Source organism: Methylotuvimicrobium sp., from assembly GCF_050611805.1.
In the GTDB taxonomy this organism is placed as follows: domain Bacteria; phylum Pseudomonadota; class Gammaproteobacteria; order Methylococcales; family Methylomonadaceae; genus Methylotuvimicrobium.
In genome coordinates this window covers 1-26699 of record NZ_JBNGHF010000017.1, presented here as the reverse complement: position 1 = coordinate 26699, position 26699 = coordinate 1, and the positions used below count along the sequence as shown (strand labels likewise).

Sequence of the window (26699 nt, the reverse complement as noted above, 5' to 3'; positions counted from 1 at the left end):
TTTCCTTACAGGGTTTGTTCCGGGGCAAGCGCCTTGGAAAGTAAATCTTTCAAATCGTAGTTAATGCTGGCCACGCCAAAATCCGGTTCATGCTGGAATGGGTTGCGCAGGTAATGCGGCCCTTCAATCGCGCCGTTATCATCGATCACGACAATAGCCAGTAGAAACTTGTCTTTCTGATTCAGGCCATAAACGATTTCGTTACGGCTCACAGTAATCGTGCTTTGTCCTTTCGACCGGCCTTTGACCTCGATATGGCGATCTTCCGGCAGTTTGTTGTTTTGTTTGGCCGGTCTGGCAGTCACATCCCAACCGCATTTTTCCGCTGAAACATCGATCACTTCATGGCCTAACTGCCGTTCCGCTTCTATCACGGCATTCATGGCGATTTGCTCGATACGCGCACGAGCTAGGGCATCGGCGCAAAAAGTGGTTTCGCCTTTGCGTTGGGCCAATAAGCCTTGCGGAATAATCAGCGCTCCGCCAATGACTACCGGCGTACTGGACACCACATGGTGCATGGCTTCCAGTTCTTTTTTGCGCTGTTCAAGACGAGCAGTTAATTCTTCCACCCTGCGTTTGGCATTGTCGGGCTGCAAACGCGGTTGTTTACCGGCAGCCACGTCCTCGCTGAGTTTGATATAGCGATCCGACCAATAATTGATTTCCTTGACCAGGCGTTCATTGACAGCCGCCAGGATTTTTTCGACTTGCCGTTCTCGCCGTTGCTGCACTTCCTGAAAATGTTCCGGAGCCAGTTTAGCGGATGCTTGCGCCAGAGCCAGACTTTCCAGATTTTGATTGAGCCACGGCGCATTCAGCACATCGGCAATCAATTTCATATCGTCATCGGCTATGGTCTGCAAATCCAAATGCGGAGCCCAACCGGCTTGAACGGTTTGGCCATTTTCATGGATCTCGACAAACTGTAAGCGCCGGGAGACATCCTTGGGGTCGTCCATAGCGCTTTCGCGAATACGATGATCGAGCATGAATAACGCTTTCGGTTCTAGGCTGTCATCATTCGGATCCACCAGCACCGCACCTGATTTCAGCTTATTACGATGGGCTTCCAGGGTTAAATCGATCACGGCATGCATTAAGGGATGTCCGGGATGGATTAAGCTGGCCATCGGTTTGCCATCCATGCGGATATGCTGTTTCTCAAAACAAATCCGCTCATATTTGGATAACACCGGTGTTCGCGTCTCACCGATGACCCGGTCCCGTTCGCGAATAGTGGCAGGCACATGGCGGATTTCGAAACGTCCGGATTCGCGCGGGCGTAGCTCTCCACCTAACAACTTGAAGCCTTCCGAGAAAAAAGCCCTAATGAAATACGGTTGGAGTTTTCGCGCTTCAGCCTTGTCCATTTCATCTTTAATGGCATAAAGCTGCTCCAGGCCCATATGCTCTTCACACAAAGCATTTCTGGCCATGATGGTCTTGAGATGCTCCGTGTTCAAAGCCCCTTCAATGACTTGATTGAGTTTGGCTTTGATTTCCGGACTCTCACCATAGCGAATAGCTTCAATCAGCAAATCTTTCAAGGAATGGTTTTCGAACGCTTCGCCCAAAATATCGAACACCCGCCCACCCAGTGCCGCCCGTTCGATTTCCAGTTTGTCTAACAAACGTTGAAACACTTCGCCTTCGCGGGTTTCATTGGCTACCAAATTCCAAAGATGGCAGACTTCGGTTTGGCCAATCCTGTGAATACGTCCGAAACGCTGTTCCAGACGGTTTGGATTCCATGGCAAGTCATAATTGACCATCAAATTGGCATTTTGAAGGTTGACGCCTTCCCCGGCTGCATCGGTGGCCAGCAGCACCAAGACATCCGGATCGTTGCGAAAGCGTTCTTGTATCTTTCTGCGCTCATCACGATTGACTGCCCCATGAATCACCACCACTGCATCGGGCTTGCCTATCAGGCCGCTGATACGCCCATTCAGGTAATTTAAGGTGTCTTTATGTTCGGTGAAGATGATCAGCTTACGCCGGGCTCCACCAGAGGTATACATCTCGGGGCGATCTTGCAGTAAGGCGGAAAGTTCTTCCCATTTGCGATCCTGGCCGGAATGCACCACTTGCTTGGCCTGCTCTTCCAGTTTCTGGAGAATGAAAATTTCAGCCTGCAATTCTTCGATGGTTCGGGCAGCAGTCGCCTGATCCACGACATTCTCGACCCAATCTTCGTAATCCTTCCCCGCCATTTCGTCGGCCGCTTCATCAATATCATCCGGAACATCTTTGTAAACGTCATATTCGGCCAAAGTTTCGGCCATATGATGACCACGCTGGATTAATTGCTCTTCTCGCAAGCGATTTTCTAGGCGCTTGCGACGGCGTTTAAGCGATTGATAAATCGCTTCTGGACTAGACGCCAAACGCCTTTGCAGCTGAGTAAGCGCGAAGCCTACTGTGCCTTTGCGCTTGCCGTCCAGATTATCGGCCCGATTCATTTCTTCTTTGACGTAATCGGTTACGGCAGCATAGAGCGCTGATTCCAAATCCGATAAGTCATAATTGGCGGTATAGGCTCGGCGTTCCGGAAACAGCGGCGTGCCGTCGAACTTCAGCAGTTCCTCTTTGACCATGCGCCGCATCAGATCGGACACATCGACCTTATGTGCCCCTTCCCGAAATTTGCCGTAAAAGCGATCCCCATCCAGTAGCGACATGAACAACTGAAAGTCTTCTTCCTTACCGTTATGCGGTGTCGCGGTCATCAACAGATAATGACGGCAAACCGAGCCGAGTAATTTGCCCAGTTTGAATCGCTTGGTTTCGTTAATTTTGCTGCCAAAGTAATTGGCTGACATTTTGTGGGCTTCATCAACAACGATCAGATCCCAGTCGGTGGATTGCAGTTTGGCTTGAAAATCTTCATTGCGGGATAGTTGATCCAAACGGGCTATCAGTAAGTGATGTTCATCGAAAGCATTGCCGGAATGTGCGGTCTGATCCAGTTCCTTACTGAAAATCTTGAATTCCACACCGAACTTTTCATACAGTTCATCTTGCCATTGTTCGACCAGGCTACCCGGAGCCACAATCAAAATGCGCTTGGCATCCGCCCGCATCAGCAGTTCACGAATAAAAAGGCCCGCCATGATGGTTTTGCCGGCACCGGGGTCATCCGCCAACACATAGCGCAGTGGCTGTCTTGGCAGCATGGATTCGTAAACAGCGGAAATTTGGTGAGGTAGCGGTTCAACGTTAGAGGTATGCACAGCCATCATTGGATCAAACAAATATGCTAGGCGGATACGATAGGCTTCCAAACCCAATTTGAACTCGGCTCCGGGCGCATCGAACGCCCAGGGCTTGCCCACTTCGGCAATCGTCAAGTGAAGCTCATCGGCACGAAATAACAAGCGTTCGGCCAATTGGCCACTTGATGTGCGGTAATATACCGTCAACGCATGATCACCAACGGGCTCAATGGTGACGACTCGTACCACTTCGCCAGTCACGATTCCGCTAATGGCCGCGTCTTTCTTGATGTCTTCCAGTTTCAGCACAATAGGTTTAGTCCCTTACTAATCCACGCTTTTAATCGTGATATTGATGTTTTTGTCTTCCTGTTGCCGTTCCAGGAATTCATTGATGGCTTTCCGGATTAACCAGGCGGTAGACACACGACCATTTTTGGCTATCTGCTCCATTTGCAGATAGTCATCTTGGTCGAGATTCACGGTAATGCGTTTCAAAGGTTTGTCTTTATAGTGCTTGGTCATAGAGGCTTCGATCTTGTGCGAACAACACAAATGAGGCGTCAACTATAACGTAAACATGCATCACTTTGATATATGTTTTAGCCGTTAAGTAAAATTTGTTCAGATTCGAGATACATTCATAGTTGTGATATCAGATTCTCGATGAGAACGCGGTAACCCTTTTTCTTCTTGGCATCGAAAACTTTCCCAGCGGCTTCCAACGCTTCCGGTTCGGTATCGAACCAATCCTTCCGGACGGTACCGGGCGATCCCACTCTGCCCCATTCCCGGACCAACGACCAATCACCGAATAGGCCCGGCGATACAAACATCTGATAGAACCGGTGCATGTTTTGGTCGGGATCGTGGCGTTCCTGGTAGATGCGGTTCATGACTCATTGCTTCGCAGATTTGTTAATGCGTCTACCGGCTGATGCCAGGTATAAAAGATGTTACGGATAAACGCCATTCGGTAGTAGCTTCTGTCAGTTTGAAATCCTTGACTATTCGATTATCGTTTGGATAGAGCTCCAGTTTTCGTTTTATTAAAGTAGTAAACATTTGCATGGCAACCTGCTCTTCGGGCAAGACCTTTATAAATCCAAGTATTTGTTCGTCACGCTTCTCTTCGGGTTGATTAGCTATATTCCAGGCGGCCATAGCCATCATGGTCAGATTTCTATAGCCGGCTAAATCCAAATTTTCATAATGAAAAGGCTCGCTAATTTTAATCAGAGCTTCTGATATTTTAACGTCATCGTTTTGCTCAGCACTGGCGGCCTGTTGTCTTTTTAAGTGTTTGTTGCGTCTGGCTTTACCCATCGTTATTTCCTAAATATCCGCCACCAGCTTACTCAACCGCTCCTGTCCTGCATGCGTGTAAATCTGCTTGGTAGTAATGATTTCTCAAACTGGCCAAACAGGCTTAACTTTTTTTATTAAAGGCTTTTAAAGCTTCTTCATACTCTGCCTTGATATCAAACCCGACATCTTGCCCGGGCGCGATTTGTTGTATCGCAACATACATGATGCAGACGACATTAAGTCCTGTGTAATTTCCAGGTATTGATCTGAGCAGGTAGGTTTTATCCGGATTATTCACATCCAATCCGCTTTGCCCTAGTGTTGCGGTTTCGAGCGCTACACCGGCAATCTCTTGGTGTGACATGCCTTTGAATTTCTCTAAGGCTTGAAGACAATAGTCAATGGCATTTTGATTAAGACCTTCGGTTTGGCGGAATTTCTCATAGGCAATGTCGCGCAAAATTTCTTCCGCTCGTTCTGCCATTTTGGAACCTGGAGATGCATGAATCACTTGTTTCAATAAAGCTGATGCTCTATTTTTAATGGCTTCGTCTTCGTGTGTGGACAGCAGGTTTTCTGCTAAAGCCAATAAAGCGATCGGGTCTTTGGGTGCAGCCCTAACTGCGTTTTCTAGTAACGCCGAAGCATCCGGTTCGTTGAGTTTTGACGCAATATAACCAGCAGTACGCAGTGCATATTGGTCATTCGGCGCCAGTTTTACAGCCGTTTGCGCGGCTTGATCGGCTTCAATAACTTGGTTGTTTCGCATGTAGGCTACCGCCAATGCTACCCAGGCATGAGGGTAATCCGGCTTGATTTGGGTTAATTTTGATAATAACTCGATAGCCTTGCTCAGTTTGTCTTCATCGCTGTAGACCATACCCAGATTGTAAAGCACGATTACATTAGCCGGATATTGGGCGTATAGATCTTCAAAAATAGCTTTGCCTTTTGAGTAAATCCCACGCTGCAAGGCGTCCAAGCCCTCCTCCGATTTTGTTTTCGCTTCGAGGTCTTCAGCAATAATCAGTGTATCTTGCTCAATGCTAACCTTGGAAAATAAACCATCGGCGCTGTATTCTTCGATGATGTGTTTTTTTAGATAGTCTTCAAACCCTTCTGTATTCGGGTCTTGGTAGTCTTTCGGCAAAGCCGACAAATCGTAATCGGCGATTTTGATAAAAGCGGTGCTAGGGGTTTGCATATTTATAGGGTTGTCCATTCAAAGCGGTCAATTAAATCCAGGCGATTAAGCCAAGCATCAACCAGTTCGCTATCGGTTGCATCGGCCTTGCTGCCTGTCACGTCGCCAACCAGGTCGGTACAAATTTCTTCAAAACCGCATTGCTTATAGGGCTCAAAAAAATCGGTGCGGTCAAATAAGTAGTCTGCAGACAGAGCAACGGCACCATTGATGGCTTGATGACTATGCAATATCCAATCAGGGAATTTCGTAGGGTCAATTTTTAACGAACGTTCGCCTTCATTTTTTTCAAACAGGAAATGCGTCAATTGGCTATCCCTCAACTCAGGATAGTCTCTGTAAATTTGAGCAGAGAGCTTAATCATGGTTGCTGTGCTACGTAGTTGTCCGCCTAGTCCTGCCATAATCTGGTCTGCGGTTGCTTTAGCACTCTTCGCATCGTAACCGAGCGCTAACAATTCATTTACAGTTTTAACCATGTTGGCTTTTGATGTGGTTAAATGCTTCGATTCCTGTTGTTCATAAAATCGAATCGCCAATGCGCACTGCACACCGATAAGATACGGAATATCCGGTCTTTTAGGATTGACTGAAATTCTCAACTGCTTAGACCATTGAGCTTCACTTAAATGCAGCACGGCCCCGACATTCAAAGTATCGTCCCATGTTACACGTACTGGTAATTTGCTTATCTGTTCGGCGGCTTTAATTATTAGTTCAGCCTGTTTGTAGTTAGTTTCTGGCATTTTCCTATTGGTTTATTTGATTTTAACAAAACAGTTTAAATTTATATGACGCTAGATGTCCGCCACCAATTTACTCAATCGCTCCTGCCCCGCATGCGTGTAAATCTGAGTGGTGGCGATACTTTCATGGCCTAACAGCGCCTGTATATCGACCAATTGTACATCCTTTTCCAGCAGCCGAGTCGCATAAGTATGCAGGAGCTTGTGCGGAGTGACTTTCTTTTCAATGCCGGCCTTGTCGATCATCTTCTTTAAATACGCTCGCGCGGCATGCGCACTGGCCGGCTTTTGCCCCGGTTTTTTGGCGAACAGGTATTCATCCGGCGTTTTGCCGACGATGGTCAAAGCCAGCACCCGGCCGAAACTTTCCGGCAGCGGCACTTGCCGTTCCTTGTTGCCCTTCCCTATCACCCGTACCGACTTGGCCACGCCATCGACCACACGGATCTGGTGTACTTGCAGGCTCAACGCTTCGCTGATGCGCAGGCCGGACTTCTGGATGAGCTCGAACAACAATTCGTAGCGCTGTCGCACTTTAATCGCCGAAGCCCGGCTTCGGCCAAATATCGTCTCCGGAATATCGTCATAGTTGCGCGTCGAGCGATTGAAAGTGTCCTGTTCTTCCGGCTCCAGCCAAACCTGCATCCGTTTTGGCCGTTTCGGTTTCTCGATCTGGTAGATAGGGTCATCTTCCACCAGATCATTGCGTTTGCCCCATTTGTAAAAAGTGGCCAGACAGGAAATCTTTCGAGCGATCGCATGGGGGCCGACTTTGTTTTTCGCCAGGTGCTGAACAAAGTTTTCCGCCGCTAAGTATTTGCACCGTCGCCAATCCAAACCCTCGCCTTCCAGCCATCGTTGCCAGATGCCTAAATCCGAATTGTAGTTGTAGCAAGTCGCATCGGAGTGGCCCTTGGTGTATTTCAGATAGGTCAAAAACTCTTTTCGGATTTGTCCGAACGTTTTTTCATTTTGATCGTCCATCTCTCCTCCATGCCGCGTTTCGAAACCTGTTGGAGAAATTTAGGCCTTTTTTTGGGCCCGGCGGCGATTTGCGATTTACTAAAATGACTATTTTGTAGCATTATACTTAAAATACCAAAACGTAAAATTCCTGGTTTCATGCAAAAAACCTATTAGGGAACACGAAAACACAATTTCGGGAGTGCCTGGGAATAAAAAATCTTGAATTACTAAAATTTTTGTTTTAGGAATTTTACCCTCAGTTTCCCCTATTCCCACCCAAAATTGGCAAAACTGATTGGGTCAGCTAGCATTAAAATTTATCCGCACAGTAAGTTAACGCTAACACTTCCCTAGTTACCGATAACCCTAAATACGGAACATGGCCATTTCAAATCGAGAGGCGACGATAACCGGCTATGCCGACGTGATCGGCGAGGCCCTGAAGACGTTGGAAATCGAAATGACGCCGGCCGGGACCAAAGACATGGTGCGGTATGGCCCGCTCTATCTGAACAACGAGACGAAAATCGAACGATGATACTCATGACAAGCCGGTGCGATCTATGAGCCTCAAAGCGGAACGTAATAGGAAAAAACTTGCCAAGAAAGCGCGCAAGGGCTTTAAAGACTACCCTGCCGCGACCATTGCTTTTTATGGACCAACCGATAAACAAGCGACTAAAGTCACGGTTAGCATTATACCTTATGAAGACTCTCCGCCTGTTCGCTTATCCAGCTGGTATTCCGAGCATGACGTCAGGCGTGATGAAGAGATCGGTCAAATGTTACTGGACTATTTGGCGGAACATGGCATCAAATCCGTCGTGATGACCGATCGCATTATTGGCTGTCCTCATCAGGAAGGCATCGATTATCCCGAAGGCGAAACGTGCCAAGTGTGCACGTTTTGGAAAGGGCGAGACCGATGGACCGGCGAAAAAATGCATTAATGCAGAACTATATTATCGAAAACTGTTATCCCCAAAATCTGTGGATAACCTTGTCAATAAACAGTCATATTTCCTCCGAAGCCCCCTTTTCTACTGGAATTGAATTGAATTGAACAAAAATTGGACAGCCCTTTTTGATCATGGTTTTGAGCCCCCGATGACAGTCGGAGGAGGATGTCGATCGACTCATGGCAATACTGAGCGGCGAGGAAAAGCTGATGATTGCGTTAATGCCCGAAGATGACCTGATCGATCTGCACTTTAGCCTTGGCCTGGCGATCCGGAATGCGTTTGGCTTGCACGAACCCGGGAGTAAGTTACTGGCTTCGTGCGGCACTTCTCACCCGAACGATGCTTCCGGTGTGATAATTAGCGCATTATGGCGTGCGTTACAGGCTTAGGACAACTACCGGGTTTCATGGGGGAAAAATGGGCATACAGGATCGCGATTACTACAGGGACAGATACCGTTATCAGAAACCTCCCAAAAAAGGCGGAGGAAGCCTGAAATATCTTATTATTCCCGCACTAATGCTGGCCTCGCTTTGGTATGGTGCCGATGCTTTTTTTAAATATCAAGCTTCCGGGAAGATCCATGCCTTTTCGCCGGGGTTGTTCTCGCCTTCTCCGGCCCCCTCTTCTCCAACAACACCGGCAAAGAAACATGGCATGAATCCCATTTCCGGCGGCATTGTCTTGAAAACCGATCGGCATGGGCATTTCTGAGGCACAGCTCTGGTTAACGGCATTCCCATGCCATTTCTGATCGACACCGGCGCAACAAAAACCGTGATTCCGGAAAAAATGGCAGCCTCGGCCGGCTTGCCTTTCGGCCGCTACATCCAGGCAAGCACGGCTGGCGGAAAAATATCTGAACGTGAAACCCGGATAAGCAGCTTGAGAATCGGCAATGCGGTAATAAGAAATCTCGACGCTCATATCAATGGCCATTTGGATGAAGCGCTGATTGGAATGAACACCTTAAGATATTTCCACATGACACAACATGGCGATACTTTGACGTTGGTGGCAAACAATCAGGTTTCAAACAAAAATGCCACTCAACCGGCTGTTAGCTTTGATAGTACCCCAGCGCAACAGCCGCTTATAAGAAAGCCAGTGACTATTAAAAAGACGGTAACCTGCGACAAACACAACAACTGCAAAACGACTTACAGCGACCGATAAGGACACGCATGAAAACATTCAAAATCATTTTCAGCCTGATAGCCTTTGGCCTGACAAGCCTGTCAATGGCCGATATCGAAACCGTGCCTCACCCGATCGACCTCAAATACGAGGCCTGCCTGGAAAAGACAACCGATTATCCGGCGATGATGAATTGCGTTGAAATAGCCAATTCGGAATGGCAAAAAGAGATGTCTTCGATCTATGGGAAACTGCAAAGCCGGTTACAACCGAAAGACCATTCGACATTGGAGAAGGCCCAAAAGGCGTGGCAGGCATACCACGATGCCGAATTTGCTCTTTATAATGCGTTGCAGGCCAGCGAAGAAGTTGACGCCTTTATGTTCGCCGAAAAGAAAATGCGAGTGCTAGGCAACCGGGCCAAGGAGTTGCAGAATTTTAGCGATTATTTGCTTTTGACTGAAACGGAGAAATAGCCGCAGCTCGTTTAACCGCCGATATTGATACTAGGCAAATAACATGAATGAAGAGCCAACAGTTGAAGATAAGGAAATCGACATCAACGACCCTCGCCTGCCTGATACATTGCGTGAACACGGTAAACTTTTTAAAAAGCCGGCTCGTTGGGTGATCGATTTGGGAAACGGCGAATATTTGCTGTATGCCGAAGATTTCGAGCTTCTGGATGCGGTATACAATTGCTTTTGAGAAATTATTTTATTCTTGTCGTGACCCTCTCTGAATCAGCAATAACAGCAACTAGACAATGCTAATTCCGAAGGTAAGCTCTCAAATAAATAGTCAAACAAAGAGGAATTCATGGGACCTTACTATCGCAGCTCATCGCAAGGTGTGGGCGCTTTTTTTGATCTGTTTTATCAATATCCAGTATTGATGCTGGCTGTAACCGCTGGCATAGTTGGCATGGGCATTTTTATTTATCGCAAAAGAAATCGAGATAAGGTGACTCGCTTGTGATTTGTCGCTTTGAACCCGCAAATCGTTTGACCAAGCGCAATTCGTCCCTGTATTGCCCCAATGGCAAAACGAATGGCTCAAGCTTTCATTTTCCAATCGTGCGCGGGTATTAGCCTTCCCTGACCTAGCGGATGTCGATCGTACCGGTTGTCGCCACCGAATCCCTGCCGATCGCTTGCGTGTTGGTCAGCGTGTTTTTCGAGGCGTTGATCAGAGTCGATTTCTCGACTTTCGAGCCGACGATGCTGATAGAACCTGTGTGAGCGGCGCTGTTGCGACCGATCGCCTGAGTGTTGGTCAACGTGTTTTTGGAAGCGTTGATTATCGTGGATTTTTCGATTTTCGAGCCTTCGGCCATGGCTGTGCCGGCGACGACTGACATTAAAACGACTGCTGCGAAAGATACTGTTTTCATGGTGGTTTCCCCTTGGTTTTTGTTGGTGTTGTTCGTTCAAGCGTTTCGTTGAACTTGGGTACAGTATCCCGATTTCCGGAAGAAAAGGCGGTGATCGAATCACGCCGTTTGTGTGATTTATTCACCGGCCGCGAATCGAGAGGACATTGTCCGGTGAATCCGCCAATCGTCCGGGCGAGCGCAAAACGTCCCTGTTTTGCTCTACGCCCTCCCGAATGGCTCACACCCTCTAGCCGGAAGCGCCCGAGCATGAGCCATCCCGAGCTGCACGGCGCTGGCCTTGCGTACCAAGCGATATGGATGCTTTCTCAGCCATGTATTTTGTCGAGCCGGCTTTCAACCTTGTCGAACAATTCGTAAACGAAATCGCTTCTCTGAGACGCGCTGCATTGGGCAAACGATTTCAATTGCTTGACGCCTTCGACTTTCAGGCGGAAGATTTGATTGCCGTCCAGTCCTTTGAGGTTGTGCCGTTTCAGGTTGACCATTTTGAGCATGACCGGAATGATGGGTTTTTTCTTGTCTCCGACCAGCCGAGGCAGTTCTTCCTCATCGATGAACTTTGAAGCCAGAAACGCCGGGCTGATTAGCAATAAGCCCACATCGCAATTGTCGAGCGCTTCCTTGATCTCCTCACGCCAATTTTCGCCGGGCAGAATCTCGGTATCTTGCCAAAACAGATACTCGTATCTTTCGGAGGGCGCCGTCATTTCCTTGAACTCATCCATGAAAGCGCTGGCGTATTCTTCGTCGTCATGCGCATAGGAAACGAAAAACCTTATCTTTATCCTTTCTTTGTTGGCCATGTTTATCTCAAAGGACTCCCGCATTTAATCGTTAAAATTGTGACTCACTGCCGCTCACTTGAAGTATGGGATAATAGGTGGCAAACGCAACTAAAACCGGCCGCCTTTTTCAATTTGAAGCGGCTTTTGGGAGCCTGGTAACGCTTAGTTCTGTAAAATATACAGCGATAAGCCAACTATCATAACTTCCTACAATGGCATTTATTCAAGAACCGACGCATTACCACAAGACCGTTTTATCCGATCTTCAAGGCTCATGGTCTTTATTGCGGGAAACTGTGGTGAACAACTTCAATTTCGAGAATGCCGACAAATTGCTATTTCACATCGATGAGGCGATGAGTTGGGAGTTCGTGCGGAATCTGGCCAGAATGAGAGCGACGTTTATCCTGGTTCGGAACATTGCCCTTCAATCGCAAGCACCTCAAGTTATTTTAGATGCGATTGACGAGGTTCAGCACGATCTCGACGAAACGATGCAAGCTTTAGCGCAAGGCGAACTCTCTTAAATCGTCACATGGTTACCCTTCATTTTATGGGCCGCATCAAAATCGTTTCCGGTATCCGCCACCCACTTGCTCAATCACTCCTGCCCCGGATGCGTAAAAATTTGCGTAGCGGCAATACTTTTATGGACCAACAACGCATGTATTTCCCTTGCTGCACGCCCTTTTCCAGCAGGCGGGTGGTGTAAGTATGCCGTAGCACGCAACGAGATTCTGGGATCGAGCATCTACGTGCGGCGAATCTGACATACCCGAGAAATCCGCTGATAGGGGGGAAATTGATTAAAAAATAGACACCTTTGCCTAACCATTGATATGATCACCAAGAAAGGTGTTTGAACACAGACTTTTCCACAGATTTTGTGGATAACTTACTCGCTCCGGAACTTTGTCAGAGTACATAATCCTGATTATGCTGCATAAATTAATTCCGAAATCCTAAACGAATCGGTGTGGAGGGAAATATGGAAGCATTTTTGTTTGCGACCGCTTTGGTCGCCTCATTTTGCACGTTGGTGGTATTTTACCGTGCGAATAGACTGTTGGCCGCCCTGCCCGCCGACAAGGCAGCCGTTGTGTCCGGAAAAGTCACTTCCCTCATGGTCTCTGCCGGCAAGTGGCTGACCGTTGCCGGCGGTATCGGCACGCTGCCGTTGGTCGCGTTGTTGGTCTTTGCGCCCAATGCTCCGGGTTTCCAATGGGTTTCTGCCAGCGGGTTCGCCGGCTGCCTGGCTTTTGTTCTGGCGGCATTATTACTGGTTCCGGCCGGTCTGATCAACGGTATTAACCATTCGATCCAGATCAAGCGCCTGGCCGTCGGCGGCGCTCGTTTCGTCCTGGATAAAGGTCTGAGTCTGGCTCGCCAAAAAGCCTTCTGGCTGAACCTGGCCGCTATTACGGTCGTTATTGCTTTCCTGCCCTGGATCATCGATCTGTTGGCCTTTGCGGGTTATGCTTGGCTGCTGTTTATCGCTGGACGGATTGGGTTATTGGAGGGTAAATCTCACAATTACTTTGAAGAAATGTATAACTACTCTGAAAATTGTGCTAATTATGATTTTTACAGTGGCAATTTTTATAATACTTATCCTGATGACTAGGAATCTTACTTTTTACCTTTACTTATAGAGTCTTTTACTTTGTTACCGCCTGAAGCTCCGGCAGACTTAGGAGCATCGCCCAATCCCTTTGATACTTCGTTAACAGATGCACCAACCCTAAACCCCGCCCAAGTCAACAACCCAGACCAAAACAACGGCATCACGACGAACAGCCCGCCGATCACGAAATCAATGATCATTTCGACGAGCAGGTTGTTCGTCAATTGCAAGTTGTACCAGGACGGTTTGATCGCCTCGATCAGGTTGTTGTCCAGCCAATTGGCAATCGCCCATAGCACGGTCCAGAACTTGACCGAAAAAACGATGATCGACATGAAAATGATCTTGCCGGGCTTATAGGACGAAAACCAAAAGTAAAACGGCATCAAGGCGTAAATCAGCATAAGGACAACGGCCTGGATGATCGGAGCCGCCGCTTTCATTGCGTATAGCGCCGGATAAAACGATATGGCTTCCATGAAGGAGCCCAGCGTAGCGCCTGCCGAGCTGGCGGCGTTGGCAAAGCTCGCTTCGTTATAGCTATTCAGATTCCTCAGTCCGTTGAAAGCCGTTTCTTCCCGGCTGATCAATGTTTTGATCGCGATGTTTTCAACCTCGTCTTGTGGCTTGCCTGTTGTATTCGCGACATGCTGCTTGAACGTCGTCAACGCTCCGGCATCGATCTGGTCTGCTAAGGCTTCGCGCAGCCCGATGCCATTGGCGTGTCCGTTTCCAGTCCACCATTGCGCGCAGGTCGGTTTGCCGTCGACGGGGATATACACATTCGGATCGTATTCCAGGTCACGGTTCGGGTCGTAAGTAAAACCGGGGACCGTGGCGCTGGCCCGTGCGGTCTGGTAAGTCCCGTTCAGAAAAAATTGCGATCCCAGCCAGTTCAAATCTTCTTTAGGCAAAATGTTGGGATATGGTTGGTTATGGTCCAGGAACATCGCCATCGCATGCCGGTAACAATCCTTGTAAAACATCTGGACCTGGCGGCGCAGCTGCGGGTCTTTGACACGCGCGTTATCGATGCTGAACGACATCAGGCGGATATTGGCGGTACAGGGAATACCCAGGATCGCCGCATCGTTAATGCCGCCGGTCACCGCCAGAACGGCGTACCACCAGATTGGAACCAAGGCGTTATTACCGCCGAGCGCCGCCGCCGTAAACGTTGTATCGTAGGTTTTTCCGGTATTGCCGCCAGCCACCGCATTCCCGCTCGGATCACACGCTCTGGTATAACTCAAATTGTTGTAACTGACGGTCATGTAAGGTTGGACAGCGATCACCAACACCGCGAACATTGTCGTGGCATCGATTTCGATGCGGCGCAACGACACAGACGACGCGTCCTTGGCTTCCTGGCTGGTAATCGGTTCGACGATATTGCGCAAAAACATCCCGATGAACGGCAGATAGGCCAGACCGGTATCGATGAGAACATCCCATAAACCGTTGTACATCGTCCAACCGAATTGCGTGAGATAGATTTCAAGATACGAAGAAACGCCCATGACACTGCCTATAACCTAGAAAGATTGTCGATAAATTGCACGACGACACCGTGCGATAACACCGCTTCCATGATCAACAGCCACAACGCCATGCGCCACCGGTAACTCAACATGAGCGCCAATTGTTCGCTATTCAAACCGGTCCAGGCAGCATAGATTGCCGACCAGCGCGGCCATCCGATGATAATCACCAAAAACAAGCCAATCCGCCAAACCGCCAAGGGCCATTCGGCGGACTCGACCGCCCGCTTAATCGTTTCGATCGGATAATAAAAGCTTGCGACCATCAGCCCGATGGCAATGGCGAGTGAAAGAACCGCGGTGACCCATAACGACCCGGTAAAGACATGCCGGCCGCGTTTTCTGGCCCATGCCAATTGATCCTGTTCGGAAGGTTTCCCGTTCGTTTGTTTTCGACTTTTTCGACTCCTCATGGGTTTATCGCTCCATCCTCTATGAGTGAGTCCTCGGCCCCTGCTGCGGGAGGGGTTGATTGAGAGCGATTGTCGTGCTCCGCTTGCAATCCTAAGATCACGGCCGGCGTTTGCGACGCCAACTCGTTATGAATCCGGCGCTCGTACATGATGTCGTTGATTTCACGGTCCAGGCGGGATATGGATTGTTCGATTTGGGCCGGGGCCGGCGAGTTGGCGATATTCGGTTCGCGGCTGGCGGTTATCAGCATGCGCCGGATAATCAATGCCTTTTCGACGACTTTAGCCATCGCCACTTCGGACGCCAACTTGCTGACCGCAATCGATTGCTCACCCGGCTTGAGCGACCGGATCGCGCTGATCACATCCTGGTTGATCAGAGCAGCATTGCTCGATAAGTCGCCCAAATTCTCGAGGGTGGTTTGCGCGTTGCCGGTAACCAGATCGCTCAATTTTTGCATCGCGTCCGTCATTTCGCCGGCGATTTTCGGCAGCAACCCGTGTCCCGGCACCGTTTCGACGGGCCGGTTGTCATGCGTGTAGATATGCGCGTCTCCCAACACATCAACCGCCCATTCCGACGCGTCTTTCGGCTGTGCGAAGACTTCGATCAGGCGCTGCGGCGTTTCGTTGTTGGGGCTATTCGGGGCTGAATCGTCGTCCGCATCTCTGTTCAGAGTGATGTTGTAGCCCGCTTTCACTACGTCGTAGGTCGCCTTGATGGCATCCATGTTCCTGCCGCCGGCTTTATGGCCGCCAATCCAGGGCACGCCGTTGTCTCCATTACTGCGCTCGACATTCTCCTTGGCCTGCACCACGTCGACATTGGAACCGCCGTAGCCGTTCGAACCCATTTGCACTTTCCAGTCGACGATCTTCGACAAGTCGGTCCATTCAGCATAGGGATTGAGTCCTTGCTTGATTTCCTGTTCATATTGCTCGCACGATTTATTCGCCAGCGATAAGATCGCTTCCACGCGGATCAAGGCATTCTGAAACAAATCGTACAACCCTGGATCGATACGTTGCATGATCAATGCCGGAAGCCCGCCGATCGCCGCTTGCACTGCGCCGATCGCGCCGTTGACGAGATTATTGCCGGTATTCTGCAGATCGTTCATCAAATTGGTCAGTCCCAGCATGGGGTCGAAATTGCCGCAACTGTAACCGAGGCCGTACTCTAACGAACCATTGAGCGCATGGGTTTGCACATTGACGTTGGGCGGCACCGATATGGATCGAGCACCGCCGATTTTGTAATAAAATTCGCTGTTGTCGCCGTTCGACCAGGGGATCGCCAGGCATTTGTTAGCGCCCAGTAACAGCAGCAAGCCGGTAATGGCAAACATTCGTTGGTTCATAACGCCCTCTGTATCATCGCGTTTTAAACATGTCATCGCGTGTTTAATGAGTAATGACCGGTGTCGGAAACGGCATGAAATCGATGACGACCAATGCTCCGTCATCGATTTCGCAACAGGTGTAAGGTCGCCACAAGGCATGGACGTAATCGCCCGTCTTCGACACTCGTCCGCCGCCCCAGCCTCGGAGCGCCAGCGTGTCGTTCTCGCCGAACAGCAGACATTGCTCCATTTTTGGCGAGGTGGGTTGCCACCAACCCTCTTCGTTGCTGTTTTCGATCAGACTGCCCGGCGACCAGGTCAGCTTGTTGTCTTCGACGAAAACAGGCTCGCCCAGAATGCTCCGGTAAACATGCGGCTGACCGTCACGGGTGATGATGTCGCCGACCCGATGCGCAACGACGGCAGCGGCTTTCGGCTGCGCATGCTGAATGGTCCAGCCGGTTCGCGGATATATATTGCCCCATTTGTTTAACGGCCAACGACCGATTTCCCGTAAGCCCGGCACCCAGGAGGCCGGATGCAAGGCATCCAAGCCGCCCCAACGCCAGGACGGGATATCCAGTTGCGCGGAAAAATACGGACTGGCAGCCGTGGTGTTCGACGGACAATAGATACGCCCGGTCAGCGGATGACCAACCGCGAGCGCATCCTGATGAATCAGGTTGTTGTGATTCCGATTGTGCGTATCGATGCGCTTGGGATCTTCGACCCGATCCACGCCTTGCGGATTAGTCACAGTGACCATCACGTCGGGATTGAAGTGGCCGATCTTGAGCGTCACGTCGATATCGCAACCGAACGGCGTACAGACGATCCAGATACACACACCGACGACCCGGAGTTGAATGCATTCGTACTGCTTGGCCGACGTTTGCGCGGCCACCAGGTTCGCGCAGAGAAAAACAACCAACAACAGTCTACGGATCGTCGCTTTCACGGATTGTTTCTCCGCCATTGGCGGTAGATCGCCACCGCACGATTCAGGTCGGTCACGCCGTACACCAAAGCCTTACCCTGGTCGAATACGATGGCGGGATAGCGGCTGATCCCGTATTGCACTCCGACGATTCGCCCTTGAAATGCCTGCGTGAAGTGTATTTGGACGGCATCCATGCCTTGCTCCTTGAAGCGCCGCTCCAATGCGGCTTTGGCCTGCTCTTGATTGGGCGGCAACCCGGTTGCCAGATGGGCCGTCAGTCGTTCGGCATCGTCTAAATTATAGGTTTTTACCTCGATACCCTGCCCGGCCAAAGCGTCGACGCCGGTCAACGGAAATGCATCGCTGTGAATCGCTTCGACAACGAGTACTTGTTCGTCGGCCCTCACAGGTAACGGCATGACTGCCGTCAAGACGCTCACCGCCAAACCAGGGATGATAATCTTGGGGATGATGATCATGGATTTAATGCTGGTCATCGATTTCCCCCCGGCGCTTGAAACTGATCTCTCTAGCCACCTGCTCGACCGCCTCGATCTCGCTGCAACCGGTCTGCTTCATGATTCGCGCCCGGTTCGCCTTCTCGTCTTTTTCGGTCATCGCCAAGGCCAGCGCCAATGGCGGCGGCACGATGCGGAACAACAACGCTTGTTCGTCGGTCAACACCACGCCTTCGGTAAACTGCTTCGGTGATTTTCTGGCCGCCAGCAGCATGTTTTTTTCCTCGTCGCGCAAGTCGCGAAAGCGGGCGATTTGCTCGACCTCCTCTTTCGGCATGACCAGGCAAAACCACCACTCCAACATGTTGAGCATCTTTTTACTGGCATCGGGAAAATCTTCCAGGTTTTGTGTCGCGATCCAAAACCAGGCACCCAGTTTCCGCCACATCTTGACGATCTTGATGACATACGGAGCCAACAGCGGATTGGTGGTGATGATATGCCCTTCGTCGGTGATCACGATCGTGGGCCTGGCATCGTTCTGGTGTCGCTCCACCAGATCGTGAATATGGTTCATCAAACCGATGTAGGCGACGGTCAATTGATCTTCATAGCCTTCCCTGGCCAGGATACCCATATCGACCAGGGTAAAATCCACATCCGGCCAGCGCACGCCGGGGCGATTGAAAAAATGCCCGGCCAGTCCGGAACAAAACAGCTCCATGCCGTCGGCCATGTCCTGCACCCGTTCCCGGCGGCGGTCGGCCAAACCCTCCAGATTGCGCAACGCCTGCACGACATCCTCGGTCAGTACCTGGCCGCGACCGGCTTCCTGGACGTTCTTCGCGGCCTCGTGAATCGCCCGGCGAATCAGCAGCCGGTCCGCGCGGGTCATGCGATTGTCCTCGCGCACGTCGCCGCCGGTGATCATGATACGGGCGGCGATCTCCATTTCACCGAGTAAATCGCGGTTGTCGTCCTCGATGTCTTCGTTATCGAAATCGTTGTACGGATCGTCGTCGAGGTCGTTATCCTCTTGCAGATCGAAATCCAGATCCAGGCGTTTCTGGTCCAGCAGTTTCAAGGCTTCGCTGAACGGCGGCAAGCTGACATCGGCGCCCGGCAGCATCGACACACGATTGGTCGTGACGCCCTGGCTTTCCAAATACTGGCCCAGCAAGCCGAACGAATTGCCGGCCTCGATGATGAAGATGCGAGGACGGTACACCGCCATCATTTGCAGGATCATATACACCAAGGTGGCCGATTTACCGGCCCCGGTCGGCCCGATGATCAGGGCGTGGGCGTTCTTCTTGCGGTCCTGCGGATTTAACGGGTCCAACATCAAGGGTTCGGCGCCGCGATTGAAGAACAACAAGCCGGGATGACCGGAACCGGTGGAGCGTCCGTAAACCGGCATGAGATTGGCGCAGTGTTTGGAAAAGACCAAGCGGGAACGCCGCGCTTCACGCTTGTCGTGGTCGTATTGATAGCCCATCGGCAGGTTGCGCAGATAACTGTCCAGCGGAATCAAATCGTCACGCTCCATGATGGGTTGCAATCCGTTCGACAACAGCAAGGAATTGACCTTGTTGATTTTGCGGTGTAAATCGGGTTCGTCCTCGCCGCGCACATAAACCGCCAACTGGACCGGAAACAGTTTGTTGCCTTTGGCGATTTCCATCACCGCTTTCTCGGCGTCTTGCGCCGCCAGTTTCGCTTCCGGATAATCGCCCACCGCGCCGTGCTGAACCTGGCCAAGATGGTTGCGCACGAGATCCTGCGCCTCGACGACGATGGTCATCGCCAGGACGTTGTCCTCCGGCATGCGGTCGAACATCGCGTAAACGTGATCGCCGCTACTGCGTTCGGCTCCAAACAGACCGATATCCGGAATCTTCCGAAGCCCCTGCACGGTGACGGTTTTGTGCGGCATCCCGTCGAACCACCAGATTCCGCGCTCCGCATCCGAATGCGGCATGCCCAACATCAGGGTTTCGGCGTATGCGTAGCCGAAAGGCATTTCGTCATCGCCGGGGTACGGCGCAACGTTCCGAAGCATGGCTTCGCTATCGCCCTCCTCGACCGCCGGTTTCGGATTGAACCAGCGGAACATCCATTCATACAATTCCTTGCCGCCCAGCCTATTCAAACGAATACCGGACGTTATCAGCGCGGTGGTCAACTTGGCGGCTGCATCGTTTAATTCCTCTTCGGGCGGCAAATGGTAATAGTCGTGCGTACCGGCTTGCTTGCCACGCTTCCGGCGGCGGTAGAGCGTCGCCCGAATGCGTCGACGCTGGCCACGCCACGGTCCGCCGGTAACCATTTTGTCGTTGAATGCGCCGCCGGTTTGGGAAATGGTCTGCAGATGATCGCGCAAGATCGACAGATAGTGTTCGCTCAACGCGCTATTTTGAGCACGGGGATCGAGATAACGCTCGACTTCGTCGACGACGCCGAGCAGACTGGGTTCATCCTGCAGGAACAATTGAAAAATCCACGGCGAATCCAGTTCCTCGGCGATCGAGGTCAATACGGTTTGCAGTTTGTCGCGCAGTTCGGCGATGTATTGAGCCGTTCGGCCTTCGGTGCCGATGCCGCAGATCTCGAACAACGCAGCGACACTGTAGCCGTCATCGAGCAAAAAACAGCGCGTCTGCGGACAATATTCCAGCCACGGCAGTAAATTGGTAAACGAAGCCGGCCGCTCATACATCTGCCGTATCCGTGTTTCGGTCGGCGCCCTGTCGGTGGCCCTGCGCCGAAACCGGGTGGCATCGTCCTGCGCTTGAGTTTTAGCGGACGGTTTAGTTTTAGCGAATGCATGTGTTGTAAAGGAAAAAAACGCCATCAATAACCCTCCTCGCGCTCGCCCGGCAGTGCATATTCGGGTTTCTCGTAGAATGGGAACGCCGTCGAATAACCGGGCACGGGATAACGCTCGCCACCGCTCAAATGCGGAAACACATACATGATCAAGGTCTTGTTCATTAGCCGTGGAAAGACTTGCTGAATCTCTGACCCGGCATCGCGCGTATAAGCGGACAGCTCCGAAGTCGGTTCCGGCTCGCGTCGCGCTTCCCGTTCAAGCAATTCGCCGCGCGGCGCGTCGAGTTCGTCAGGGCCGTGTTCCGTACCGGAAAAGTGTCTGCGGTAAACCGCTTTCATGGTCGGCCCTTCCAGGGGCAAGATCGATTCTTTGTCGCCGGTTGCGCAGCCCGCCGTCATCACGACCAAGCTCAGGGCGCACAGCGCGTTAATCCAGCACTTCGTCGTCAGTCGTTTGAGTCGAGGCATAATAGGTTTTTCTCCCGTCCGGTTCATAATCGATCGGTAGTTCGATATCGACGTGGACGGCCAGTTCGGCGCCGGTGTCCACGTAGACTGCATCGAACGATTGCGCCGCGCGTTCGCGCAAGTATTGACTCACCTCGTTCGCGCCGCCGGCCATGGCTTGACCGGCCGCAAACTTGCCGGCATCGCCGGTGATCACCGAGGTTGCCACGCCTTGCCCGAGCGAGACGGCATTCGTGGTTTGGCTCTGGCTGAATGCGCCGGCGGCAGCTTCGGCGGCGGAGGCCAGAATACGTCCCGCTAAATAGTCCGGCGCATTACTGATTCGGGTACCGGTTACGCAGGGAATGCCGCGCCGGTCGGATATCCAGCCCATTTTCTGTTGTTGGCCGCCTTGTTGTTGTTGACCTTGTTGCGAGGCCAGCAAGTTCTTGGTTGTATCGGCAGAAAGCTCCCGGATGGTGCCGTCGGCAAACACGTAAGTCACCGAGATGATTTCCCCCCGAACGCAAGAGAGCGTCCAATCGCCGGTCGCTTTGCCGCTGAACACCATGCCGTCAAGCCCCGGCACCTCGATGCCGTTGGCGGCCAGATTATCGCGGCCGACGATGACCTTGAACGGAAACGGGTCTTCGACCACGCCCTTGAAGGGTATCCGGCCGATCAGTGCGGTCATGCCGGTCGAGCCTATTAATGTGGCGTTGCGCGGCACCGTATAGACCGGCTCGTCCGGTTCGGTTATGGCTTCCAGTTTGGCGTTCAAATAGTTTTCGGTCTTATTGCCAAGCAATCCGCCCGTGTCATCGCCCGGGTCGCCGGCGCTTTTCGCTAACGAGGGATAGACTACATTCCCCTGCTTGTCTTTGTTCGCGCCTAACGGTTCGATCCAAACGATTTCTTTCGTGTTGGGCAAGGTAATTCCGTCGCCGGCACCGATGCCGAACCCGATCGGGATATCGCTGCCCGATCCTTGTTGTGACGAGCCGTTTTGCGCATCGCTCAATTCGTCCAGCCGGTTTTTGAAAAAATCCAGTTTTTCAGTCAGTTGGCCGAATGCGGTGGCATCCTCCTGACCCTTCATTTTTCGCATTTCGGTGAGCAACTCCGCCCTGACTTTGCTTTCAATCTCCTGGCGCTGCCGCAACAGTTCCTGATTTTGCATGTGCAGCTTTTCGGATTCATTTTTGATCGTGGCCACTTGTGCCGTCAGGGTGCGAATCGTATCCGCCGGCGAATCCGCGTCGGGAGTGCCGGCGACCGGCACCTGGTCGAGTTGAATGTTCTCGCCGCCGCTATCGATCGATTTGATACCGACAAATATCAGCATCACTAACACCAAGCCTGCGATAATCGGCAATAATTTGTTCGATGGCATCTACATGACCCCCCGTATCATTTCATGAAAGGGACGATCGGAAACCAGATAGACAGCCGTGGTATCCGCCTCGGAACCGGAGGGGTGCAGCCGGCCATGTTGAAACGTCGCCGCTTTCCAGCGTCCGCGAATGCGCCGTGGATCGAGCTCCACCGGCGTTTTCCCGGTATTGCGCAGTTGCACGGCGGTGACATACAGTTCGCCGCCCTGCCAGCTCGCGACCGGCAACGCTTCGATCGGCTCGCCCCGGATCAGATTGTGCATCGCGCGCCGAGCTACCACGACCCGGTGAATACTGGGCGAGGCTTTCAGCATCCGCGACGGCGCATATAACTGTTGGGCCGCGAAGCGGGTTAAGGTGACCAGTCCCGGTGCTTTGTTGGGTGTACGAGGATCGCGGTGTTTCCTGTCGCTTTCGGCTTTTTCGAAGCCATGCGGTCGCTTGTTCAGCACTTCGATCGGATTGACCGGTATGCCTTGTTCCTGGCTTGCGCTCAGGTCGACCAAATAAATGCCGCTTCCGTCGGTCTCGTGAATTTCGATGCGCTGCGCTTCGAACGATTGATTCGCCAACCAATATACGGTGCCGTTATGGCTTTGCGTTCGCACCTTGCCGGACAGCTCGGACGGCATGCCCACGCGCACGTCGCCCGGAAAGGTTACCCATCGCTCCCGGCCGACCTGCAGGGTAATACTGAGCGGCACTTTGTCCCAAAACAGACGTTCGATGTCCGCCGATGCGGCCACAGACCGCAACAGGCAATAAACTACCGTTAGTGTCAATAGTGTCACCAGAAACCCACCCTGGAAAAAACCCGGTCTCCTTGCGTTGGACGCTGTTTCCATCCTAACGGCTTTTTCACTACTTGGATTCATCACGATCCTCCTGCTTTTTCTTCGTTGCTCAACCGCTGCGGCCCATCGCCTCCGAAGCCGTCCAGAGCCAAGCCCCACGGGTTGACTTCCGGATCGACATCGTAGCGCACGACGCGAATCGGATAGCGAATGTCCAGGCTTTTTACGTCCATGCCGCGCACCGTTTCCTCGATACGAAAATCGAGCCATACCAGCCAGGTATTGCGATCGAGCACGTCCACCCGACGCTCTTCATAGCCGTGACCGGGGATTAGCTGAATGCCCCGAACCCGTCCGCTCAGTTCACCCCGCTTGCCGCGCAGTTCCAAATCATGGGTTAAAAACTGCCGAAATTCCGGGGTCAGATACGCCGCCATGCGGAACACTTGCTTGCCGTAATCGGTTTCGCCGTTTTCCTCCCAGTGGTTGAGTTGCTGAAAGATATAATGGGCGAAGGCATAGACGTTCGGCGGCGGGACTTCATCGAGCTTTAACACCGCGCCGGAACGCAGGTCCGGGGGTATGTGAAAACGGATATCGTTTCTCGACTGATGCCAGCCGTACCACAGGCCCACGATCAATAACAGCTGGAAACCGATCACGATGCGCAATGAATGGATGTGCGATTGGAGCGTACTGTTTTCGTCCCTATAGCGCATAACGAAACCTTATCGATGAGAGTGAAACGAACGCGAAAGCGTGTACCCCAAGTCCCACGCCCCTTGCCTGGCAATCAACGAGGATGAGCGCAGGCCCAGTTTGTTCAGCTTGAGTATCATAAAATGCTGGTAGTAAAAGTCGGGACGGCCGCGCTTGATCCGCTGGAACCCCGTCGATCCGAAAAAGATGGTCGCCAGCACGCCCAATGCGGCGATTCCCAGCCCCATCACTGCGGCTCCGAACAGCGCGGCGAGCAGGAGTCCGGCGGGCAACCAAAACACGATGGCGCATAACAAAATCATCCCCAACTCCGAATTGGTGCTGCCACGGAAGATGACCGGCTCCTGGTTGAGACGGTCAGCCAGTGTTTCCGTGCTAATATCTTGCACATCCATCGATTAAATGACGTTCGACGCTTCGGTCAGCAAGAAGCTGATAAAAATCATCACCCCCGCTGCGACGACGGCGGTTAATCCGACCTCACCCCATTCGGCCCGCCCCGCTCTGGCCTCGTTGAATTTAGCGATCGTAATCCAACCGATCCATAAAAACGCCACGACCGCGATAATCAGTCCGATGACGAGGCCGGCGTCCTTGGCATAGCCCTTGATTAACTCAAGCCAATTGCCCGCCGCCGGGGCGTTACTGGGAGCAACCGGCGCCGGTAAGGCCGCTTGCGCCATGTTACTTGCCATCGCCAATGACAGGGCGACGAAAGTGGTGAGTTGATGGGTGGATTGCCCTATCGTATTGAATAGTGTCTTCATGTTTGATGTCTCCGTTATATAAGAGAGTGAGAACAGTTAAATTGGGTAACTATTGTTGCGTCAACGAATGAAATAGCCCACGAGCAAGATCACAACGATGGCTCTGAGCACGGAAGATGTCATGTCATAAAAGTCTCCTTTCCTGGTTTGCCAGGCGTGATACTGCGATTTCGTGATCCAGACCAACCACAGCAAATAGATCACTGCGAATACCACCGCGATCCCTAACAACAGTTGTCCGGGATTAGCGATATTGCCGGTCGCCTGCGTGAAAGCGGCTGCTTGCTGATGGGTCATGTCAGTGCCGGTAGTCACCTTTCAAGGGCGGAAAACTGCGCGGCTGAGTCGAGGGAGCCGATAAATGCTCTTGAATCCCCAAAACCATGCGGTCGAGGTCTAATGCCAACCAGTCATATTGGAATTGCACCCTGGCGTCACTGTCTGCCTGGGCCTGGGCTTTCGCTTCGGCGATCAACGGCTTCAAGGATTCAATCTCATGCTTGATTTTGGCTAACGAGGTACGCTCGGCGTCGCTGTCGGCAAAGGCCGAAAAAGGACAAGCAAGTAGAAGCAAAAGCTGAACAATACATGCGATACTGGGTATTTTTAGGATCATGTGGCTCTCTTCGCGATTCGATCGGAGTAGTGATTGCTTGACGGCTATTGTTTGCGCCAAAATGCCAAAAAAGCCACAGAAAACCCTAACTAAAATCCCGATGGGTTTTTTGGCCGATTGACCGGCGTTTCTTTTTTTGTTATACGCATCCTCTAACTGCCTGGGTCTTTTGGGTAACATGGCAAGACTTCTCGGAAAAGTTACAAATATTTTTTAAACGTCGACGACATCACCAAAATCGATACCGCGAACAGCACGGCGAACGGCAGCACGACCAGATTGGGATGCACGCTCACCGGAATCGCCAGATACACGATCCAGGGCAAAATCAATGACGGATAGAGCGCTTTTTTAGCCCAGTGATAGACGAACGACGATTCTCTGCCGCCACTCCAGCGGCGAATGTCGCGTTGCACCAGTCCATCGACCAAGCCCGTCGCGCCCAACAGGACGAAGGCCGGCATTGCCAAGGTCAATACCGCCAGACGCACCCCGAATATCTGCGTCACGGTCATGGCGGCCAGAACGTAGGCCTCGACCATTTGAAACAGACGATGCAAACTTTTTCGAACTTTTCCTGAACCGGCTTGGGTCGGGATGGCCAACCAAATCACGGCGGCTTGAATGCCCGTTTTTTTGAAGGTCAGATCGTAGAAATTTTGGGAAAATCGCTCGGCAAAGCGCATCGGGCTCTCGACGATCGCGCTTTGCCGAAAATCACGGTTCAAATACTGCAATTCCTGTTGCAGCATGCGTTCGCTGTGCTCCGCTCCCGGCTCGTCCCACCAGCCGATCGCCATGCCTACCCACTCGATCACAATCGAAAAGACCAGCGTCAGGATTAGGTACATCACGATCTGGAGTAAGCGGATCAGCGTCGTCGCTATAATGCCTTGCTCTGCGGTTTGCTGCGCCGACGCCGGCCGCCGTTTGGTTTGCTCCGCCATGTCAGCCGGCCCACCAATGGTCGCTGGTCAAATAACGGCGCTGCATTTCGGCGGCCACTTCGCGCAGGTTTTTGGGCATCATGTCATCGTCGCTTTTGGAGGGCAGCGGCATGCGGATTTTCCACAGATTGCCGCCTTCGA

At 51.8% G+C, this 26699-nt stretch carries 35 protein-coding genes; 11 read left to right on the top strand and 24 right to left on the bottom strand.

All coding sequences use genetic code 11. The annotated features are described in order from the left end of the window. Positions 1-5: 5 nt before the first annotated feature. From ACRJJO_RS10395 to ACRJJO_RS10365, 7 genes are all read right to left on the bottom strand, one after another. Positions 6-3527, bottom strand: a complete 3522-nt coding sequence (locus ACRJJO_RS10395; RefSeq protein ID WP_431065692.1) for a helicase-related protein — start codon at positions 3525-3527, stop codon at positions 6-8. 18 nt (positions 3528-3545) lie between these two features. Continuing rightward, complete coding sequence (locus ACRJJO_RS10390) at positions 3546-3743, bottom strand: CopG family transcriptional regulator (protein WP_431065691.1); 198 nt, start codon at positions 3741-3743, stop codon at positions 3546-3548. 116 nt (positions 3744-3859) lie between these two features. Further along, positions 3860-4114: a WGR domain-containing protein gene (locus tag ACRJJO_RS10385; protein ID WP_431065690.1), complete on the bottom strand. Its 255-nt coding sequence runs from the start codon at positions 4112-4114 to the stop codon at positions 3860-3862. A gap of 31 nt (positions 4115-4145) precedes the next feature. Next, positions 4146-4544, bottom strand: a complete 399-nt coding sequence (locus ACRJJO_RS10380) for a hypothetical protein (RefSeq protein WP_431065689.1) — start codon at positions 4542-4544, stop codon at positions 4146-4148. A gap of 103 nt (positions 4545-4647) precedes the next feature. Beyond that, positions 4648-5730, bottom strand: coding sequence for a tetratricopeptide repeat protein (locus tag ACRJJO_RS10375; RefSeq protein WP_431065688.1), 1083 nt, complete (start codon positions 5728-5730; stop codon positions 4648-4650). A gap of 2 nt (positions 5731-5732) precedes the next feature. Then, the gene (locus ACRJJO_RS10370; protein ID WP_431065687.1) at positions 5733-6476 is read right to left on the bottom strand and encodes a hypothetical protein; all 744 of its coding nucleotides are present in this window, start codon (positions 6474-6476) and stop codon (positions 5733-5735) included. Positions 6477-6527: 51 nt separating this feature from the next. Continuing rightward, the gene (locus tag ACRJJO_RS10365; RefSeq protein ID WP_431065686.1) at positions 6528-7460 is read right to left on the bottom strand and encodes a tyrosine-type recombinase/integrase; all 933 of its coding nucleotides are present in this window, start codon (positions 7458-7460) and stop codon (positions 6528-6530) included. A 361-nt stretch (positions 7461-7821) separates the two neighbouring features. Between ACRJJO_RS10365 and ACRJJO_RS10360 the strand changes: the two genes are divergently transcribed. The 8 genes from ACRJJO_RS10360 to ACRJJO_RS10325 all read left to right on the top strand — a co-directional run bounded on the left by ACRJJO_RS10360 (position 7822) and on the right by ACRJJO_RS10325 (position 10519). Next, on the top strand, positions 7822-7980 hold the full coding sequence (locus ACRJJO_RS10360; protein WP_431065685.1) for a hypothetical protein: 159 nt from the start codon (positions 7822-7824) through the stop codon (positions 7978-7980). A 25-nt stretch (positions 7981-8005) separates the two neighbouring features. Further along, the gene (locus ACRJJO_RS10355) at positions 8006-8392 is read left to right on the top strand and encodes a hypothetical protein (RefSeq protein ID WP_431065684.1); all 387 of its coding nucleotides are present in this window, start codon (positions 8006-8008) and stop codon (positions 8390-8392) included. Positions 8393-8580: 188 nt separating this feature from the next. Then, positions 8581-8793: a DUF6794 domain-containing protein gene (locus ACRJJO_RS10350; protein WP_431065683.1), complete on the top strand. Its 213-nt coding sequence runs from the start codon at positions 8581-8583 to the stop codon at positions 8791-8793. 28 nt (positions 8794-8821) lie between these two features. Further along, positions 8822-9118: a hypothetical protein gene (locus ACRJJO_RS10345; RefSeq protein WP_431065682.1), complete on the top strand. Its 297-nt coding sequence runs from the start codon at positions 8822-8824 to the stop codon at positions 9116-9118. A 9-nt stretch (positions 9119-9127) separates the two neighbouring features. Further along, entirely contained in the window at positions 9128-9580 is a 453-nt protein-coding gene (locus ACRJJO_RS10340) for a retropepsin-like aspartic protease family protein (protein WP_431065741.1), read from the top strand. Between the two features lie 8 nt (positions 9581-9588). Continuing rightward, entirely contained in the window at positions 9589-10017 is a 429-nt protein-coding gene (locus ACRJJO_RS10335) for a lysozyme inhibitor LprI family protein (RefSeq protein WP_431065681.1), read from the top strand. A gap of 43 nt (positions 10018-10060) precedes the next feature. Next, the gene (locus tag ACRJJO_RS10330) at positions 10061-10249 is read left to right on the top strand and encodes a hypothetical protein (protein ID WP_431065680.1); all 189 of its coding nucleotides are present in this window, start codon (positions 10061-10063) and stop codon (positions 10247-10249) included. Between the two features lie 111 nt (positions 10250-10360). Continuing rightward, positions 10361-10519, top strand: a complete 159-nt coding sequence (locus ACRJJO_RS10325) for a hypothetical protein (protein WP_431065679.1) — start codon at positions 10361-10363, stop codon at positions 10517-10519. 124 nt (positions 10520-10643) lie between these two features. Here the strand turns inward: ACRJJO_RS10325 and ACRJJO_RS10320 are convergent, their stop codons facing one another. Together ACRJJO_RS10320 and ACRJJO_RS10315 are read right to left on the bottom strand one after the other, a co-directional pair. Beyond that, entirely contained in the window at positions 10644-10934 is a 291-nt protein-coding gene (locus ACRJJO_RS10320) for a hypothetical protein (RefSeq protein WP_431065678.1), read from the bottom strand. A 308-nt stretch (positions 10935-11242) separates the two neighbouring features. Beyond that, the gene (locus ACRJJO_RS10315) at positions 11243-11740 is read right to left on the bottom strand and encodes a toll/interleukin-1 receptor domain-containing protein (protein ID WP_431065677.1); all 498 of its coding nucleotides are present in this window, start codon (positions 11738-11740) and stop codon (positions 11243-11245) included. A gap of 194 nt (positions 11741-11934) precedes the next feature. Between ACRJJO_RS10315 and ACRJJO_RS10310 the strand changes: the two genes are divergently transcribed. From ACRJJO_RS10310 to ACRJJO_RS10300, 3 genes are all read left to right on the top strand, one after another. Continuing rightward, complete coding sequence (locus tag ACRJJO_RS10310) at positions 11935-12249, top strand: hypothetical protein (protein WP_431065676.1); 315 nt, start codon at positions 11935-11937, stop codon at positions 12247-12249. Between the two features lie 8 nt (positions 12250-12257). Then, the gene (locus tag ACRJJO_RS10305) at positions 12258-12434 is read left to right on the top strand and encodes a hypothetical protein (protein WP_431065675.1); all 177 of its coding nucleotides are present in this window, start codon (positions 12258-12260) and stop codon (positions 12432-12434) included. A 276-nt stretch (positions 12435-12710) separates the two neighbouring features. Next, complete coding sequence (locus ACRJJO_RS10300) at positions 12711-13346, top strand: hypothetical protein (RefSeq protein WP_431065674.1); 636 nt, start codon at positions 12711-12713, stop codon at positions 13344-13346. 5 nt (positions 13347-13351) lie between these two features. Here the strand turns inward: ACRJJO_RS10300 and ACRJJO_RS10295 are convergent, their stop codons facing one another. The 15 genes from ACRJJO_RS10295 to ACRJJO_RS10225 are packed head-to-tail and all read right to left on the bottom strand — an operon-like array spanning position 13352 to position 26558. Further along, on the bottom strand, positions 13352-14866 hold the full coding sequence (locus tag ACRJJO_RS10295; protein ID WP_431065673.1) for a conjugal transfer protein TraG N-terminal domain-containing protein: 1515 nt from the start codon (positions 14864-14866) through the stop codon (positions 13352-13354). Positions 14867-14874: 8 nt separating this feature from the next. Then, a complete protein-coding gene (locus ACRJJO_RS10290) occupies positions 14875-15300 on the bottom strand; it encodes a hypothetical protein (protein ID WP_431065672.1) in 426 nt (141 codons plus the stop codon). Next, a complete protein-coding gene (locus tag ACRJJO_RS10285; protein ID WP_431065671.1) occupies positions 15297-16661 on the bottom strand; it encodes an integrating conjugative element protein in 1365 nt (454 codons plus the stop codon). The genes ACRJJO_RS10290 and ACRJJO_RS10285 overlap by 4 nt, the downstream gene beginning before the upstream one ends. Positions 16662-16704: 43 nt before the next feature. Continuing rightward, complete coding sequence (locus ACRJJO_RS10280; RefSeq protein WP_431065670.1) at positions 16705-17601, bottom strand: TraU family protein; 897 nt, start codon at positions 17599-17601, stop codon at positions 16705-16707. Beyond that, positions 17598-18080: a TIGR03757 family integrating conjugative element protein gene (locus ACRJJO_RS10275; protein WP_431065669.1), complete on the bottom strand. Its 483-nt coding sequence runs from the start codon at positions 18078-18080 to the stop codon at positions 17598-17600. The genes ACRJJO_RS10280 and ACRJJO_RS10275 overlap by 4 nt, the downstream gene beginning before the upstream one ends. Beyond that, positions 18067-20895, bottom strand: a complete 2829-nt coding sequence (locus tag ACRJJO_RS10270) for a conjugative transfer ATPase (RefSeq protein WP_431065668.1) — start codon at positions 20893-20895, stop codon at positions 18067-18069. The genes ACRJJO_RS10275 and ACRJJO_RS10270 overlap by 14 nt, the downstream gene beginning before the upstream one ends. Then, entirely contained in the window at positions 20895-21341 is a 447-nt protein-coding gene (locus tag ACRJJO_RS10265; protein ID WP_431065667.1) for a TIGR03751 family conjugal transfer lipoprotein, read from the bottom strand. The genes ACRJJO_RS10270 and ACRJJO_RS10265 overlap by 1 nt, the downstream gene beginning before the upstream one ends. Next, positions 21301-22713 carry a TIGR03752 family integrating conjugative element protein gene (locus ACRJJO_RS10260; protein ID WP_431065666.1) on the bottom strand — a complete coding sequence of 471 codons (1413 nt, stop codon included), beginning with the start codon at positions 22711-22713 and terminating at the stop codon, positions 21301-21303. Before ACRJJO_RS10260 ends, ACRJJO_RS10265 begins: the two co-directional genes overlap by 41 nt. Further along, entirely contained in the window at positions 22714-23589 is an 876-nt protein-coding gene (locus ACRJJO_RS10255; RefSeq protein ID WP_431065665.1) for a TIGR03749 family integrating conjugative element protein, read from the bottom strand. Then, complete coding sequence (locus tag ACRJJO_RS10250; RefSeq protein ID WP_431065664.1) at positions 23589-24227, bottom strand: PFL_4703 family integrating conjugative element protein; 639 nt, start codon at positions 24225-24227, stop codon at positions 23589-23591. Before ACRJJO_RS10250 ends, ACRJJO_RS10255 begins: the two co-directional genes overlap by 1 nt. Positions 24228-24236: 9 nt before the next feature. Beyond that, complete coding sequence (locus tag ACRJJO_RS10245) at positions 24237-24623, bottom strand: TIGR03750 family conjugal transfer protein (RefSeq protein WP_431065663.1); 387 nt, start codon at positions 24621-24623, stop codon at positions 24237-24239. A 3-nt stretch (positions 24624-24626) separates the two neighbouring features. Then, complete coding sequence (locus tag ACRJJO_RS10240) at positions 24627-24995, bottom strand: TIGR03745 family integrating conjugative element membrane protein (RefSeq protein ID WP_431065662.1); 369 nt, start codon at positions 24993-24995, stop codon at positions 24627-24629. 60 nt (positions 24996-25055) lie between these two features. Beyond that, entirely contained in the window at positions 25056-25292 is a 237-nt protein-coding gene (locus ACRJJO_RS10235; RefSeq protein ID WP_431065661.1) for a TIGR03758 family integrating conjugative element protein, read from the bottom strand. Between the two features lies 1 nt (position 25293). Beyond that, complete coding sequence (locus ACRJJO_RS10230) at positions 25294-25791, bottom strand: RAQPRD family integrative conjugative element protein (protein WP_431065660.1); 498 nt, start codon at positions 25789-25791, stop codon at positions 25294-25296. 20 nt (positions 25792-25811) lie between these two features. Next, the gene (locus tag ACRJJO_RS10225) at positions 25812-26558 is read right to left on the bottom strand and encodes a TIGR03747 family integrating conjugative element membrane protein (protein ID WP_431065659.1); all 747 of its coding nucleotides are present in this window, start codon (positions 26556-26558) and stop codon (positions 25812-25814) included. Between the last annotated feature and the right edge of the window lie 141 nt (positions 26559-26699).